Annotated in this window: 9 protein-coding genes and 2 pseudogenes; 3 read left to right on the top strand and 8 right to left on the bottom strand. The window is 71.5% G+C overall.

The window, feature by feature from the left end; translation table 11 throughout:
- Positions 1–471: 471 nt before the first annotated feature.
- The 6 genes from CcI49_RS35075 to CcI49_RS35050 all read right to left on the bottom strand — a co-directional run bounded on the left by CcI49_RS35075 (position 472) and on the right by CcI49_RS35050 (position 8467).
- The gene (locus tag CcI49_RS35075; RefSeq protein ID WP_006540798.1) at positions 472–675 is read right to left on the bottom strand and encodes a cold-shock protein; all 204 of its coding nucleotides are present in this window, start codon (positions 673–675) and stop codon (positions 472–474) included.
- 332 nt (positions 676–1007) lie between these two features.
- Positions 1008–2057 (bottom strand): aldo/keto reductase, encoded by a 1050-nt coding sequence (locus CcI49_RS35070; protein WP_076833795.1) that lies wholly within the window; start codon positions 2055–2057, stop codon positions 1008–1010.
- A gap of 463 nt (positions 2058–2520) precedes the next feature.
- The gene (locus tag CcI49_RS35065) at positions 2521–4053 is read right to left on the bottom strand and encodes a CYTH and CHAD domain-containing protein (RefSeq protein ID WP_054568609.1); all 1533 of its coding nucleotides are present in this window, start codon (positions 4051–4053) and stop codon (positions 2521–2523) included.
- Between the two features lie 197 nt (positions 4054–4250).
- Positions 4251–5156, bottom strand: coding sequence for a type II CAAX endopeptidase family protein (locus tag CcI49_RS35060; protein WP_054568610.1), 906 nt, complete (start codon positions 5154–5156; stop codon positions 4251–4253).
- Between the two features lie 645 nt (positions 5157–5801).
- A complete protein-coding gene (locus CcI49_RS35055; RefSeq protein ID WP_054568351.1) occupies positions 5802–6809 on the bottom strand; it encodes a cytochrome d ubiquinol oxidase subunit II in 1008 nt (335 codons plus the stop codon).
- The gene (locus tag CcI49_RS35050; protein ID WP_076833890.1) at positions 6806–8467 is read right to left on the bottom strand and encodes a cytochrome ubiquinol oxidase subunit I; all 1662 of its coding nucleotides are present in this window, start codon (positions 8465–8467) and stop codon (positions 6806–6808) included. The genes CcI49_RS35055 and CcI49_RS35050 overlap by 4 nt, the downstream gene beginning before the upstream one ends.
- 172 nt (positions 8468–8639) lie before the next feature.
- Here CcI49_RS35050 and CcI49_RS35045 point away from each other — a divergent pair, with 172 nt between their 5' ends.
- The 3 genes from CcI49_RS35045 to CcI49_RS35035 all read left to right on the top strand — a co-directional run bounded on the left by CcI49_RS35045 (position 8640) and on the right by CcI49_RS35035 (position 13850).
- Positions 8640–9161 (top strand): BlaI/MecI/CopY family transcriptional regulator, encoded by a 522-nt coding sequence (locus CcI49_RS35045; protein WP_054568353.1) that lies wholly within the window; start codon positions 8640–8642, stop codon positions 9159–9161.
- A gap of 314 nt (positions 9162–9475) precedes the next feature.
- A complete protein-coding gene (locus CcI49_RS35040; RefSeq protein WP_054568354.1) occupies positions 9476–10777 on the top strand; it encodes a M56 family metallopeptidase in 1302 nt (433 codons plus the stop codon).
- Between the two features lie 145 nt (positions 10778–10922).
- On the top strand, positions 10923–13850 hold the full coding sequence (locus CcI49_RS35035; protein WP_076833887.1) for a phosphoenolpyruvate carboxylase: 2928 nt from the start codon (positions 10923–10925) through the stop codon (positions 13848–13850).
- Between the two features lie 105 nt (positions 13851–13955).
- Here CcI49_RS35035 and CcI49_RS35030 read toward each other — a convergent pair.
- A pseudogene (locus CcI49_RS35030) lies at positions 13956–15389 on the bottom strand (MFS transporter); the annotation flags it as partial.
- A gap of 753 nt (positions 15390–16142) precedes the next feature.
- Positions 16143–16272: pseudogene (locus CcI49_RS43850) on the bottom strand (transglycosylase); the annotation flags it as partial.

Here is a 16272-nt window from a genome sequence, read left to right as displayed (position 1 = left end):
ACAGAGAGCTGTCACGGAACGTGACATCATCCCAGCACGGAGCAGCACAGGACGTCGCCTCGGAACGAGATATTTGCGCCAGGAAGTATTCCCGACATCATCTTTTTCGGTTCCGACCAATCAGCGAGACGCTTGCCGACTGCTCCACGAATCGATCGACCCAGCTGGGAACGAATGACATCCGTTATTCGTCTGCCCGCCGTGGCATACCGATTCCGGCAACGAGATGACGCGGGATCCCGCAACTACATCCGGATGGATCCTGCACCTGGATCGCACCGGGTCGGTACGCCTTCTGGTGAACGACCGCCGCAGCCGGCGGAAGCCCCAAGGCGGGCTACCCGGACAGATCAGAACGCCACCGGCAAGAGCTACGCCATCGCCCTGACATCACCAGAAAGCGGTCAGCCCGCTCACCGGAGTGATCCGACGAGCGGGCTGACCGACCTTGGTTCTACTGCTACTCGTGGCTCAGACGACGCGGACGGCGTCGGCCTGCGGGCCCTTCTGGCCCTGGGTCACCTGGAACTCGACCCGCTGGCCCTCCTCGAGTGCCTTGTAGCCGTCCATCACGATTGCGCTGTAGTGGACGAAGACGTCAGACCCGCCGCCGTCCACGGAGATGAAGCCGAAGCCCTTCTCCGAGTTGAACCATTTCACCGTGCCCTGAGCCACGTGCCGTTCTCCCTGCTGGTGCAGTCAGGACCCGCACCGCGCGGGCCCCGGGCCGGAACGCTTCGGCGATAGGATTCGCCGCCGCGTTGTTCCGCTGTGTCTCGGTTGAGACACGAACTGACGAACCCCGGCCACGCCTGACGCTACACGTACGCGGCCCCGGACGGGAGTCCTCCGGCAGAAGAAGTCCACTTCACGGCTCGGCATTACGAACATCCACTTCACCGTGGCGGTGTGTCACAGCGCACTCGATCGAAGTCGAGCAGCCACCGGAACAGCTCTTCGCAGGTCTTCGCAGCCCTTCACCGAGTGCCCAAGTAAGGACTGCCAACTCACACAAGTGCGCTGCCGGGCAACGCGGGGCTCTGGCGCGCGGGGCCTTCTCCGGCACCATGACGCTCGATCGCGGTGGCGATCTCATCCAGGTCGCCGCCGCTGAGAACCACCTCGCCACCGGCCGGCAGCCAGGCTTCGACCTGGTCCGGACGCCGGGCCCCGACAATCGCGGCGGTCACCCCATCGAAGGACAACGTCCAGGCCACAGCCACCGCGGCCACCGTCGTCCCGTTCCGGTCCGCGATGGGGCGCAGCGCGTCCACCAGGGCCAGGTTCCGGTCGAGCGCGGGCCGCACGAACTCCGGCGACCGATGGCGCCAGTCATCCTCCGGGAGCGACTGCGAGCGCTCCAGCGACCAGCGGCCACTGAGCAGCCCCGACTGCATCGGGCTGTAGACGATCACTCCGATGTCCCGCATCGCACAGTAGGGCAGGAGATCCGTCGCGGCCAGCCGGTTGATCATCGAGAACGGCGGCTGCAGGACGTCGGCACCGCCCACGGTGGCCGCCTCCTCCAGCTGGCCCACCGAGAGGTTCGACACACCCACCGCGCGGATCTTGCCAGCCGCGCGGAGCTCATGCAGGGTGCCGACCGCGTCTGCGATCGACGTGCCGTCCTGCGGCGGCCAGTGCAGCTGGTAGAGGTCGATGCGCTCGGTCCGCAGCCGCCGCAGCGAGGCCTCGACCTCCGCGCGGATCGACGAAGGCGCACCGACCCGCTCCGGCGGCCGGGAGAAGTCGCTCTCGTCCCAGACCAGGCCGCACTTGGTGAAGACGTAGGGCCGCTCGTCGGCGGGGATGTCGGCCAGCGCGCGGGCGACCAGCTCCTCGGAGTGGCCGAGCCCGTAGACCGCGGCGGTGTCGATCCAGTTCACCCCGGACCGCACCGCGGCGCGGATCGCCTCGACGGCCTCGGCGTCGTCCTGGGCTCCCCACCCGAACGCCCAGCCCGCCCCGCCGATGGCCCAGGCGCCGAACCCGACCCGGGTGACGGACATGTCAGTCCTGCCGAGTCGGACGGTCGGCAGCGATTCAGGAGCGGTCATTCGGCATCTCCTCGTGAACGTGGGCACCTGACCCCGGGGTGCCCACCGGACTGCGCGCTGGCGTGACCAGGCTCCGGTGGCTCGGGGCCGCCGGAACGCGGGGACCTCGCCACCGCTCGCCGGACGTCCACCGACACCACCTGGCGCCTGCCGACGTCTGCCGCGCGCCCGCCAGACGTCTCCAGGCCCGATGCTGCCCGACCCGCGCCCCGTCCGCCCGTCAAGGTGGCCAGCCACACGCCCGTGATGCGCCGCGACGAGACGAAAGTCACACGCGAGCAGCCCCTCGCAAACTACTGCAGGCCAGAACATACCGGGACGCAAACGGCAGCCGGCAGGAGCGGCCGTCGCACGGGCGAACATCAGAGGGCCGAACGTCACACAGACGAACGCCGAACGGGCGAACGTCGCACGGGTGAGCGCTGAACGGGTGAGCGCTGAACGGGTGAGCGCTGAACGAGCGTCAGCGGAACCAGCGGCGGTGGCGGCGGGCGGAGGCCGCCGGCCACAGATCGAAGAAGTCCCGTTCGGCCGTGCGGGCCCGGTGCTCCTCCAGCCCGAGCAGCACGCCCAGCGTGAAGGCGGACGGGTCGCCGGCCTCCTGGGCACGCACCCCCCAGTCGCGGAGCAGGCCGCGGGCGATCGTCGCGTCCTGATGTGTTCCGAGCAGCTCCTGCATCGACTCGGCGAGGCGAGCGAACGCCGCCGCGGACGAACCGTAGACCGGGCCGACCGCCTCGGCCGCGTAGCGCAGCCGCTTGGCCTGCTTGCGCGCCGAGTGCAGCAGCTCGTCGCGTTCGAGGCCGATCGGCAGGTCACCGGCGCGGACCACCTTGCGGGTCAGCCGGCGGTCGGCCTCGTGCAGCAGGCCCGGCAGGATCTTCTCGGCGGGCTTGCGGGCGGACCCGGTCAACGGCGCGTTGACGAGCGCGATCAGATCCTCGAGAAGCTGCAGATAGCGGGCACTGCGCAACATCGCGAGCGCCTCTTCCCGTGCCGCGCTCTGGTCGGCTGCGAGATGGCCGGAGATGACCGTGGCCGCGTCACCGCGGACCAGCTCGGCGGGCAGCTCGGCGAGCCGCTCGGTGAAGTAGGCGATCTGCACCTCCGCGTCACGCGCGCCGGACAGCGCCCCGGCCAGGTCGCGCAGCTCGCCGTCCAGGTGCGCGACGAGCTCCGCGGGGAAGAAGGGCGCGAACGTCCGCAGCGTGCTGCGGGTGCGGCGGCAGGCGACCCGCATCCGGTGCACGGCGTCCGGGGCGTCCAGCCGCACCCGCGGGTCGGTGGCGAGCAGCGTCTCGACCTGGGCGATGAGATACGCACGGATCACGGTGCCGGCCGGTGTGCGGCGGCGCAGCTTGGCCGCGGCGGCGGGCACATCCGGGCCCGGCGCCTCGGCGAGTGCCGGGCCGAGCACCTGAGCCAGCTTCGACGCGGACGCCGAGCGGCCGGCCCCGGCGGCCAGCAGCACCCGCTCCACCTCGTCCAGCAGGGCAGGGGCGCCCGCACCGAGCTCGACCTCGATCTCGCGCCACTTCTGCGCACCCGCGGCCGAGCCCAGGATCGTGGCGGACACCTGATCGTCGACGACCTCGGCCAGATCCACACCCGCGTCGTCCCGCAGGCGCCGGGCCGTCCGCAACGTCACCAGACGGGCGACCGGACGAAGCTCGGCTCCGCGCAGGTACGCCGTGACGAGATCAACGAGGTCGGCCGGCACCGGGCCGTCACCGCCGAGCGGGCGCTGGATCTCGTCCCGCGCCCCGGGGGCGACGGGAAGCTTCAGGTGCCAGCCGGCATCGGGCCCGCCGGTGCGCCGGCGCAGCGTGATGCGGTTGCGGGCCAGCCGCAGGTCCTCGGTGTCGTGGTAGACGGCCTCCAGCGTCACCGCCCGGCGGGTCCGCGCGGTCGAGACACCGGGCACCTGGGCCAGCCTGGGCAGCATGAAGCCCGGATCCACCGAGTACTTGCGTTCGATCTCCCGAACCGAGCCCATGCCGGCTCCCTCCCCGTCGTGAGTCGCCCTCGCCGGGACGATCAGTTGGACACCGGACGCATCGGCACCGGGCATCTGCCGCCAGGCGGCCCGTGAGCACGGAAGGCACCTGGCAAGGCACAACACACAACGCACCCGCAGGCGCGTTGTGATCTAGACAACTTTTGTTTGTCTTTTGTTTACCTTAGCGCGGAAGGCTACCTCGGAACGGGGATCCACGAGACCTTTCCGGCAAGAATCACGTATCCGACGAAGGCAACACTGTCGATGAGTGTGTGCGCAATCACCAGGGGTAGCACCCGGCCGGTGCGCTGGAAGATCCGCCCGAACAGCAGCCCCATCGCGACATTGCCGGCGAACCCGCCCAGCCCCTGGTAGAGGTGGTAGGAGCCGCGCAGCAGCGCGCTCGCCAACAGGGCGGAGTTCGAGCGCCAGCCCAGCTCCCGCAGGCGGACGAGCAGATACCCAGCCACCACGACCTCCTCGGCCAGCCCGTTCTCGGCCGCGGAGGCGATCAGCACCGGCACCCGCCACCAGACGTCCGGCAGGCTCGACGGGGAGACCGTGAGGTTCGCGCCGCTGTGCCAGGCCGCGAGGTAGAAGGCGAGCCCTGCCCCGCCCACCACCGCCGCCAGCGCCGCCCCGCGCAGGCCGTCCGCCCACGGGCGACGCCGATCGAGCCCGATGGCCGCGGCGCCGCCGCCGTGCCGGCCGAGCAGATGGCACACGAGGAACACCGGCACCAACGCGGAGGCGATCGACGCGAGCTGCAACGCGAGATCAAGCCAGGGCCGGCCCGGCGCCGCCGACGAGTTCAGGCTCGCGACCTGTGAACGCACCGACTTCTCCGCGGTGAGCACACCGACATAACGGATCAGCGCGAACAGGCCGGAGGATGCGAACGAGACGCCCAGAACGAGGAGGACCTCGTTGCGCAGCAGCCGGTGGCCGAGCGACTCCGCACCGCCCTGATAGGCGGGCGCCAGCTCCGAGGGCGAGGGCGGAGCCGATGTCGGCCCCGGGGCCGCCGAGGGCGAGGGCGATACCGAGGGTGGATCCGATGCCGGCTCCGACGCCGGAGTCGGCGGGCTCGTCGTGGTCATCGCCGTCGGCGGCGGTGCGGCTCCGGTAGGCAGGGCGGAACCGTCCGCTCGGCTGTCACCGGAGCTGGCCCTCATCACCTTATGAAGGTAGTCGCGCCGCCGGAACGACTCCCGCACCGGGAGCCGCCGCCGCCGTCCGCACCTGCCCCGGTGCCCGGCGGCAGACTCGCACCGACACCACGCAAGATCATAAATCTGCCGGACACTCGACCACGGCCCGAAGAGTTGAGGATATTGATCTTTCCGTGATCCACGGGCCTGCGGCGGAATCCCGGCCCCGGGAAGCCGTTGCCGCCAGACAAGAGTGGAGGATCCTGGTCGTCCGCACGACCAAATTCCCATGATCTTCAAACGGTGACCTCGGGCCACGCCTCGCACAGCCGTTGCGACCAGACAAGAGTTGAGGATCCCGGTCGTCAGGACGACCGGGATCCCATGATCTTCAACCGGTGGCGGCCCCGGTCGCGCGTTCCGCTTATCAAGCTTGATCGACGTGATCTCGCGGCGGGCACCCGGCGACCGGAACCCTCACATCTCGCTCGGCAGCGACATCAGCAGCGACCGGAACCACTGTGCCCCTACCAGTGCGCGGCCCTGCGCCGGCAGCACGCCGGCGCAGGGCCGCTTCCCGGGCCGCGTCCCTTGTCAGGACCTGGCTTCGGGGCTGGACACCTCCGGGCTGGAGAACAGGCGGAACAGCATCCACAGCGAAGGCACCAGGATGACGAGCCCGCAGCAGACCGCGATCAGCATCGCCACGATGTTGGCCGACGGGGCGGCGGCCGAGTCGACCGTCGCCCGGCCCATCACGAGATCCGGGTACTGCGCCGCGGCCCAGCCCCACAGCACACCGGCGACCGCGAGACCCGCCGTCACCCTCGCCGTCGTGAACCTGTGCCGCCACAGCGCCACCAGCGAGGACACCCCACCGATCGCGGAGATCACGACGAACGGGATCGAACGGTCGGCGAACCGATCCGCGACCACCGGTGCCTCGGACCACAGCAGGGGCAACAACGCGGCGGCGAGCAGCCCGGACACGACCGCACCGCCGAGCGCGCGGCGCCGGAAGCCCGGCACCAGATGCGCCGTCTCGGCGCTGGCGGCCGCGTCGCGGCACAGGTAGACCGCCGCCAGGAAGGCGGTCACCGCGAGCGCGAAGACACCGCAGAGGATCCCGAAGGCACTCTTCACCGGGGTGAGCGGTGCGCCTTCGGCGACGTCACCGGTGGCGAGCGCGGCGCCGGCCACCCCAAGGGCGACCGGCGTGATCGCCGACGAGACCGCGAACACGTGGCCCCACCAGTGGTCCGGCCCGGCAGCGCCTGAGCCGTACGCCCGGTACACGTAGGCCGCGCCGCGCAGCACGATGCCGGCGAGCGCGCAGATCAGCGGGATCTCCAGGGTCGAACCGACGACACCGAACGCCGCCGGGAAGCCGCTGAACATCATCACCACGACGAAGATGAGCCAGACGTGGTTCGCCTCCCAGATCGGGCCGAGCGCCGCGGAGACGAGCCGGCGCTGGTCCGCGGCGTCGCGGCCGCGGGCGAAGAGGTCCCAGACCCCTCCTCCGAAGTCGGCGCCGCCGGTGAGGGCATAGGCGGTGAGCCCGAGCACCATCACGATGGCGAGCAGGTCCGCGGCGGTCATCGGGCGTCCCCCTCCTGCCCGGCACGGCCCGCGCCGGGACGGTCCGCACCGGGACGGCCGGGCGGCTCGGTTGTCAGGGCGTCGAATCCGGAGGCTTCCGACCTCGCGGAGCCGCCCGGCGGCGCGGACTGTTCCGGCAACGGCGAGGCTTCCGGCCTGGCGGAGGCTTCCGGCGCCGGCGCGGGCTGGCCCGCCGGCGCGGGCCGTGCATCCGGGATGTCCGGCGTGGTGGTGGTCTCGGCGATGGCGCCGCCGAGCACCGGCCCGCCGGTCGCCATCCGGCGCAGGATGAGCACCAGCGCGACCGCGAGGCCCAGGTAGAGCAGGACCGTCCCAGCGAAGATCACCGGCATGCCCTCGGTGGTCGTCACAGCCTCGTCCACCCGCATCCGGCCGTAGACGATCCAGGGCTGACGGYCGCCCTCGGTCACCTCCCAGCCGGCCATCATCGCCGCCACGGAGGCCGGGCCCGAGGCGACCGCCGCCCACAGCCACGGTCTGCCGGTGGGCAGCAGCGGCCGTTCACCGCGCCGTCGCCGGCGCCAGACCGCGATCCCGGTGGCGCCGGCGAAGGCGATCAGGGCACAGCCGAGCCCGACCATCACGTTGAAGGCCAGGTGCACCTGGCGCGCGTCCGGCCGTTCCTCCGGGGGCACCGCCGACAGGCCTGTGATCTCGTGATCGGCGCTGAAGCCCTCCATCAACGACAGCAGGTTGGGGATCTCGATCCCGTGCCGGACCTCGCCGGTCTCCTCGTCATAGATCCCGCCGATGGTCAAGGGGGCGTGTGTCTGGGTGTGGCCGATCCCCTCCATCGCGGCGAGCTTGATCGGCTGCTTATCACCGACCACCCGGGCCGCGATATCGCCGACGACCAGCTGCAGGGGGGCACAGACGAGCAGGACGGTCAGACCGACGCGCAGTCCGCGCTGGTGATACGCGTCGCGCCGGCCGCGCAGCAGGCCGACGGCATACACCCCGGCGACGATGCCGCCGGTGCACATCAGCGCAGCCAGCAGCATGTGGACGAGCTGATGCGGCGCGGTCGCGGCCAGGAACGGGGCGAACGGCTCTGCCGAAACGACCTTGCCATCGACCTCTGTGATGTGACCGGGGGTGTTCATCCAGGCGTTGGCCGTGATGATGAAGAGAGTCGACATCGTCCCGGCGATGGCGATCGGCCACAGCGTCATCCAGTGAGCCCGCGGCGAGAGGCGCTTCCAGCCGTACAGGTACATGCCGATGAAGATCGCTTCGGTGAAGAACGCGAAGCCCTCCAGGGTGAACGACAGTCCGAGCACACCGCCGTACCGGGCCATGAAGGCCGGCCACAGCAGACCGAACTCGAAGGACAGTGCCGTCCCGGAGACTGCGCCGACGGCGAACAGCACCGCGAACGCCTTGGACCACTTGCGGGTCAGCGCCAGCCAGACCGGGTCACGGGTGCGGACCCAGCGGCCTTCGACGAACAACAGGAGCCACGGCATCCCGACGCCGAACACCGCGAAGCAGATGTGGAACGCCAGCGAGATCGCGGTCTGCGCGCGCGCCAGGTCGGTGGACAGTGCGCTCGCGCGGGTCACATCCGCAGCCAGCGAGAGCGTCTCGACGTGGGAGAACAGCGCGACATCGGTGAGAACTGCGGCGGCTTGGACCATCGGGGCCTCCTCCACCGTGGGTAGCAGCGAGCCCGTCGCGTACTTCTACGTCCCGTAGAAAATTCTACGAGATGTAGAAGATTCTACGTTCTGTAGAAGATTTTTTGTTGTGAGATCGAGCGACCTGACCGAACTTGCGGGCAGGAAGTTCTACGCGGCGTAGGATCGGTCTATGGCTCGCCTGGGTGACCTGGAACGGTCGGTCATGGACGTCCTGTGGTCCGCGGAGGGCTGGCTGACCGCACGTAACGTCGCGGCCCGCCTGCACCACGAACGCGACCTCGCCTACACCACCGTGCTGACCGTGCTGGAGCGCTTGGAGCGCAAGGGCTTCGTGCGCCGCCAGCGGGCCGCGCGCGCCCACCGTTACGCGGCGGCCGACAGCCGGGAGGCCGTGGTCGCGGAGGCGATGCTGGAAGCTCTCGGCACCGCCGACGACCGGGGCTCCGCGCTCGTCCGCTTCGTTGGCTCGGTGTCCGCGGAGGAGGCCGAGATCCTGCGCCGCGCGCTCGAGCCGACCGGCCCCGCCGACACGCCCGAGGCGACACTCGAGGCCACGCCCGGCACCGAGGGCGGCAGCGGCGAGCAGGCACACGCGTCCACCGAGGCCCCGGCGGCCGGATCCGACGGCGGCCCGGCGCGAGCCGAGGCCGGCACCGACAGCACCCCTGACGCGGCGACCCCGAGCGCCTGACACGTCCAGCGCGCCTGGACGACCAGCGCGCCTGGCGCCGGCACTGCCCCACTCCCCCGCGGCCGCAGGGCCGCAGGGCCGCAGGGCCGCAGGGCCGCAGGCGAAGAGTTGAGGATTTTGCTCGGCGGCGGCAACCCGAAGATCGACGCACGGGACCTTTGGCCATGACCACCGTCAGGGGACTACCGGACGTCACCGAAGTCACCCGTCAGCTGCCCATAACAGCGACGACCAGCGCATTCGGTCAGATGAGGCTCGCAGTCGGCGCGCAATCGTAGTCAGTCCGGGTGCAGAGCGGTAGCGTCAGGCTGGACATGACGACCGCGGCCCTTCTCGCCCTGTTCGCGTGCGCGCTGGCATGGCCAGCCCCACGCCTGCTGGCCGCCGCCCGTTGGCCGCACCGCTGTCCGCGCGCCGCGATCGTGCTGTGGCAGGCGATCGGCCTGGCCGGTGGGGTGTCCGCACTGCTCGCCGCGGCGGCGTTCACCGTGGCCCCGTTGTCGCAGGGCATCCCCGCCGCGATGGCCGACCACGCGGCCAACCTCCTGGCCGGCGACCCACTCGTCGGGCTCGGCCGGATGAATCTCATCGGTCTCGCGATCGCGGCCGCGCTGGCCGCCCGGCTGTTCGGCGTGTTGGCCGTGTCGACGGCGGCGACGCTGCGCGAACGTCATCGGCACCGGCACCTCGTCGATCTGGCCGGTCACCGGCACCGCGACCACCTGCCCGATCACGCACATGGTCCCGCACACGGACGCAGCGCCGGCCACGGCCAGCCCGCGGAGTCAGGAAAGCCGGCAGGCGTCCCGAACGCGGGCCACGCCAGCCCGGCGGCCGACCCGGCAGGGCCAGTTGGCGACCCGGCAGTGACAGTAGGCGCCCCTGCCGGGCCAGCGGGCGGACCGGCAGGGCCGATGGGCCTGACGGGCGGCGGTGCCGAGCGCCCCGGCGACGGGTGTTCGCTGTGCCTGCACCGGGAACGCAGCGCCGCCCGGCTGCGCATCCTCGACCATCCGGTCGCCGTCGCCTACTGCGTTCCCGGCGGGCGGCACGCGCGGGTCGTGGTCTCCGAGGGGCTGTTGCGGACGCTTACGCCGGAGGAGCTAGACGCCGTCCTCGCGCACGAGGAGGCGCACGTCGCCGGCCGGCATGACCTGGTGATCCAGCCCTTCATGGCCTGGGAGCGCACCTTTCCGTTCCTGCGCCCCGCCCGCGAGGCCACCGCCGCGGTGTCGCTGCTGGTCGAGATGCTCGCGGATGACGCCGCCGCACAGCGGACCAGTGGGCGCACGCTGGCGCGGGCACTGGCCCGGCTCGGGGTGACCCGTGCCGCGGTGCCCGCCGGCACGCTGGGGGTGACCGGCATGCCGCCGGGCACCGCCCCCGAGTCACTGGCGGCGCTGGGCGTCGGCGGGGCCGGCCGCCTCGTCGCCACGATGACCACCTTTCTCGGCGAAAGCTCCGGCGCCCAGCGGCGCAGTCCCGTGCACACCCCTGTTGTCACCCGGATCTCCCGGCTGCTCGACCCCCCGACGGTCCCGATCTGGCTGCCCGGCGCGGCCTACCTCACCGCGGTGGCGGTGTTCCTCGCCCCGGTCCTGTTGCTGCTCCTCTGAGGGACGTCCTTTGACCAGTCGCCCCGGCCCGTCGTCGCCCGCATCGGAACCAGACGGCCCCGCGGCCGGCGCRCAGGCGGGGCCAAAGTCGCAACCACCACCAAAGTCACCACCGACGTCACCGCCACCAACGCCGACGCCAGCGCTGGCCTCGTCGCCGTCGTCGCGGAGCCAGGCTCAGGATCCGGGTGGTTTCTCCGGCGGTGTCTCCTCCGACACTCGCCACGCGGCAGTACGCGCCGACGTGCGCCGGCTGGGAACGCTGCTCGGTGAGGCGCTCACCCGCCACGAGGGCGCCGAGCTGCTCGACCTGGTCGAACGGGTCCGGCTGCTGGCCCGCGGTGAGGACGCCGGCGCCGAGCTCGCCGCGGTGCTCGACGAGGTCGACGCATCCAGGGCGATTCCGCTGGCCCGGGCGTTCAGCGCCTACTTCCAGCTGGCCAACATCACCGAGCAGCTGCACCGCTCACGGGAGATCTCCGACCGGTCGAGCGGGCGGCTGCAGGCGCTCACCGAGCAGATCGCCGACGCGGTGGCCGACGGCAGCCTGGACCCGGGCCTGCCCGCCGAGGTGATGCGGCGCCTTGAGCTCCGGCCGGTGTTCACCGCGCACCCCACCGAGGCCAGCCGACGCTCCGTGCTGGACACCCTGCGCGGCATCGCGGATCTGCTCGACGCCGCCGACGACCCGCGCCGCCCCGGCGCCGACGACGAACGGCTGGCCCGGCGGCTCGCCGAGATGGTGGACGTCCTGTGGCAGACCGACGAGCTGCGGGTCGAGCGGCCCAAGCCGGCGGATGAGGCCCGGTCCGCCACGTACTACCTGGGGTCGATCATCACCGAGGTCCTTCCGGACCTGCTGGAGGACCTGGACCGGGCGCTGGCCCGGATCGGCGTGGAGCTGCCGGTCACCGCCCGCCCGCTGACGTTCGGCTCGTGGGCGGGCGGCGACCGGGACGGCAACCCGAACGTCACCCCGGCCGTCACCCTTGAGGTCCTGAACCTTCAGCACGAGTTCGGCATCAGGGTGCTCACCACGGCGCTCGACCGGCTGGTCCGCGAGCTGACCGCGTCCACCCGGGTCGTCGGGGAGATCAGTGCCGGGCTGCGGGCCGCGCTGGCAGCGGACCGGGCGGCGCTGCCCGAGGTGTACGACCGGTTCATCCGGCTCAACGCCGAGGAGCCCTACCGGCTCAAATGCAGCTTCATCCTGGCTCGGCTGGCCGCCACCCGGGCCAGGCTCGCCGCCGGCTCCCCGCATGTGCCGGGCAAGGACTACCTGCGGATCACCGAGCTGGTGGACGAACTGGAGCTCATGCGGGCCTCCCTCGCCGCAAGCCACGGTGAGCTGGTGGCGAACGGGCCGCTGCTGCGCGCGATCCGGACCGCGAACGCCGCCGGGCTGTCGTTGGCGACACTCGACATCCGTGAGCACGCCGACGCCCATCACGCGACCCTCGGCGCGATCTACGACCAGCTCGGCGAGCTCGACGTCCCCTACGCCAGCCTGGACCGACCAGCCCGGCTCGCACTGCTGGTGGCGGAGCTGGCGGGGCGCCGACCGCTGCTGGGTGCGGTCCCGCCGCCGCTGCCGGAACGCGCCGCGCGGACCTTCGAGCTGCTCACCACGGTGCGCCGGGCGCTGGACCTGTACGGCGACGGTGTCATCGAGAGCTACATCGTGTCGATGACCAGAGGCGTCGACGACATCCTCGCGGTGGTCGTCCTCGCGCGGGAGGCGGGGCTCGTCGGCACGGGCCGCTCCGCGGGAGCGGAAACCGGCACGGGCACCGCGGCCGGCTCGGGCACCGCGGCCGGCTCGGGCACCGCGGCGGGCACCAGCACCAGCACGAGCACGAGCACCGGCGGCGCAGCGGGCACGGGCGGGGCGTGGGCGCGCATCGGGTTCGTCCCGCTGTTCGAGACCGTCACCGAGCTGAGGGCGGCGGGCAGCCTGCTCGAGCGGCTGCTCGCTGATCCGTCCTACCGCTCGCTGGTCGCGGCGCGTGGTGACGTGCAGGAGGTCATGCTCGGCTACTCGGACTCGTCCAAGGATGCCGGCATCACCGCGTCCCAGTGGGAGATCCACAAGGCGCAGCGCGAGCTGCGGGACACCGCGCGGGCCCACGGCGTCGTCCTGCGGCTGTTCCACGGCCGGGGCGGCTCGGTCGGCCGCGGCGGCGGCCCCTCCGGGGAGGCGATCCTCGCCCAGCCGTACGGCACCCTGGACGGGCCGATCAAGGTCACCGAGCAGGGTGAGGTGATCTCGGACAAGTACATCCTGCCCAGCCTCGCCCGGCAGAACCTGGAGATCGCCCTGGCCGCGGTGGTCGAGGCCTCGGTGCTGCACCGGACCTCGCGGCAGCCCGACCAGGTCCTCGCCGGCTGGGACGACACGATGGCCGCGGTCTCGGAAGCGGCGCAGGGCGCCTACCGGGCGCTGGTGGCCGATCCCGCACTGGTGCCGTTCTTCCTCGCCGCGACGCCCGTCGACGAGCTGGGGAACCTCAACATCGGTTCCCGGCCGGCGCGGCGGCCCGGCGGCACCGGGGGGCTCGCCGACCTGCGGGCCATCCCGTGGGTGTTCGGCTGGACGCAGTCACGGATCCTGCTGCCCGGCTGGTTCGGGGTCGGCTCCGGCCTGGCCGCGGCGCGTGCGGCCGGAGCCGGCGACGAGCTGGCCGAGATGTACCGCTCATGGCACTTCTTCCGCACCTTCCTCGGCAACGTCCAGATGACGCTGGCCAAGGCGGACCTCACGATCGCGCGCCACTACGTGTCCACCCTGGTCGATCCCGAGCAGGCCGGCCTGCTCGACGTCATCCGGGCCGAGTACGACCGCACGGTAGGCGAGGTCCTGGGCGTCACCGGCCAGTCGGAGCTGCTGGAGACCGCACCCGTGCTGCGGCACACCCTGCAGGTCCGGGACGTCTATCTCGCTCCGCTGCACGCCCTGCAGGTGTCGCTGCTGGCCCGCACCCGGGCCGCCGGCGACGACGCGGATCCCCGCCTGCGTCGCGGCCTGCTGCTGACCATCAACGGCATCGCCGCCGGCCTTCGCAACACCGGGTGACGCCGCTGACACCCCTGACCCCAACGACACCGCTGACGTCAACGACACCGCTGACCCCGACGACACCACCGACGCCGCTGACACCACCGCGTCGGCGACGCGTGGGCGGCGAGGAGCGGTCGTCAGGCCCAGGATTAGGGTGGCCGCGCTGGCAGCGACGACGACCCACCGGCCGGCCGGGCTCATCGCATCGATCACGGTCGTCGACTCGCCTCCGCCCCCAGCCCCACCCGCTGCCGCCGTGACGGTGACCGCCGTGACGGTGACCGCCGTGACGGTGACCGCCGCGACGGACCCGACCAGTGCGACGCCCAGCGACTGGCCGACCTGACGGCTCGTCGAGGCGACCGCCGCGGCCACCCCCGCCTGCTCGACCGGCATGCCGGAGACCGCGGTGTTCGTGATCGGCGCGTTCACCAGCCCGAAGCCCGCCCCGAACACCGTGTAGGCGGTCAGCAGCTGCCCGGTCGAGCTGCCGGCGTCGAAGCCGACCATCGCGAGGCTGCCCAGCGTGAGACCGACCCCCGCCGCGAGCAGCGAAGGCCTGGGGCCGAACCGCGCGACCGCCCGCCCCGACAGCGGCGCGCCGATGATGATGCCCGCCGCCATCGGCAGCGTCACCAGGCCCGCGTGCAGCGGTTGGTAGCCGCGGACGTCCTGCAGGTAGATGGTGTTGAGCAGCAGCGAGCCGCCGAGCGCCCCCAGCGCGCACACCGCGGTCAGCGTCGCCCCCGAGAACGACGCGACGCGGAACAGGCGGACGTCCAGCAGCGGTTCCTCGCGGCGGGACTCGTAGCGCACCAGCAGCGCGACCGCGACGCCGGTGGCGGCGAGCAGGCCGAGCGTCCTGGCGGATGTCCAGCCAGCTTCAGGCGCGGCGATGAGCGAATACGTCAACGCGGCGAGAATAAAGATCACGAGTACCTGGCCGACCGCGTCCAGGCGCCGTGGCCGCGACGCGCGCGACTCCGGCACGTACAGCTGGGCCAGGGTCAGGGCGATCAGGCCGATCGGGATGTTGATCCAGAAGATCGAACGCCAGCCGACCCACTCGACCAGAACACCGCCCAGTACCGGGCCGAGTGCCATGCTGATGCCGACCACAGCGCCCCAGACGCCGATGGCCCGCGCCCGCTCGCGCGGGTCGGTGAACGTGTTCGTGATGATCGACATCGCCACCGGGTTGAGCATCGAGCCGCCGACGGCCTGCACCATCCGGAACGCCACCAGCCAGTGCAGGCTGGGCGCGATGCTGCACAGCAGGGAGCCGAGGGTGAACAGCGCGAGACCGGCCTGAAAGATCCGGCGGCGGCCGAGCCGGTCCCCCATCGAGCCGGCGAGCATGAGCAGGCTCRCCAGCACGATGGTGTAGCCGTCGATGGACCACTGCAGGCCGGCGGGGGACGCGTCGAAGTCACGCCGCAGCGAGGGCAGCGCGATGTTCACGATCGTGTTGTCGAGCCCGACGATGAGCAGGCTCATCGAACAGATCCCGAGCACGGCGAACCTTCGGTTCCTGCTCAGTTCGACTTCGACCATCGGACGGATCACCTCCGGGGCGGATGTCGGCTCTGCACCCCTTGCAGCACCCGGGGCCAATTGTTTAGCTTATAGCAACTAACGGATGAGGCTTCCCGGATCTTTCGCCTCGCCCCGGATCGCCCCGCCCACCCACCTCAGGCACCCGGGCACCACGCGCCGCCGCCACCGCCTCCCCTGCCGCCCTCTGCCGCCGCTGCCGCCGCCACCGCCTCACCGCCACCGCCGAATGCCGATCCCACTGGCCGCTGCCGCCGTCGAGCCAGATCTGAGGATCCTGGTCACCCCAGAAAGCGCGTAGCGCACACCCACCCGCCGCGCGGCGACCCACCGGGCATCCCACGCCGCCACGCAGGCCCAGCAATTCACACCAATAGCGGCAATCGGGCACTTGACGATCCGCAATAAGTGCGGATTTCGGTCGCTGCAGCAGCCACAATCATCACTTCTTGCTCGGACGAAGTGGCGGCAGCGGACGCCCGAGGCTCGGGATCCCACGACCGGCTCCAGAACGACCAGAATCCCCAGGTCCTCGGACTCGCCGAGCGGGAGCGGGCGGCCCTTGTCGGCCATGCGGCGCCGGCCAAGCGGTGTGGACGCGGAAACGCCGGTACGCCCGGACGTCTTGTGAACGTCACGGGCGCACCGGCGTCATACCCAGGGCGGTAGCCCCAGCCCTGATCCACACCTCACCCAGCCACAGCCAACCCACAAAGGCCGCGCGACACCGGATCAGCGCATAGATCGATCAACTCAGACCTTGTGACCCCAGCACGGCTTCGAACTCACCCACGGGCTCGAACCCTGCTGCGCATACAGAATATGCGCACGCTTCCACTGCTCAGCCACACTCGCGTTCTGCGGCAGACCCTTACCACCCACC

It is taken from the genome of Frankia sp. CcI49, from assembly GCF_001983215.1.
Taxonomy (GTDB): domain Bacteria; phylum Actinomycetota; class Actinomycetes; order Frankiales; family Frankiaceae; genus Parafrankia; species Parafrankia irregularis.
Note: the sequence above shows the minus strand (reverse complement) of the source record. Positions and strands in the feature narration are given on the sequence as shown.

Coding starts and splice junctions, on each gene's coding strand:
- CcI49_RS35045 (WP_054568353.1), top strand. CDS start 8,640: ATGGCTCGCCTGGGTGACCTGGAACGGTCGGTCATGGACGTCCTGTGG.
- CcI49_RS35070 (WP_076833795.1), bottom strand. CDS start 2,057: ATGACCGCTCCTGAATCGCTGCCGACCGTCCGACTCGGCAGGACTGAC.
- CcI49_RS35040 (WP_054568354.1), top strand. CDS start 9,476: ATGACGACCGCGGCCCTTCTCGCCCTGTTCGCGTGCGCGCTGGCATGG.
- CcI49_RS35065 (WP_054568609.1), bottom strand. CDS start 4,053: ATGGGCTCGGTTCGGGAGATCGAACGCAAGTACTCGGTGGATCCGGGC.
- CcI49_RS35060 (WP_054568610.1), bottom strand. CDS start 5,156: ATGACCACGACGAGCCCGCCGACTCCGGCGTCGGAGCCGGCATCGGAT.
- CcI49_RS35055 (WP_054568351.1), bottom strand. CDS start 6,809: ATGACCGCCGCGGACCTGCTCGCCATCGTGATGGTGCTCGGGCTCACC.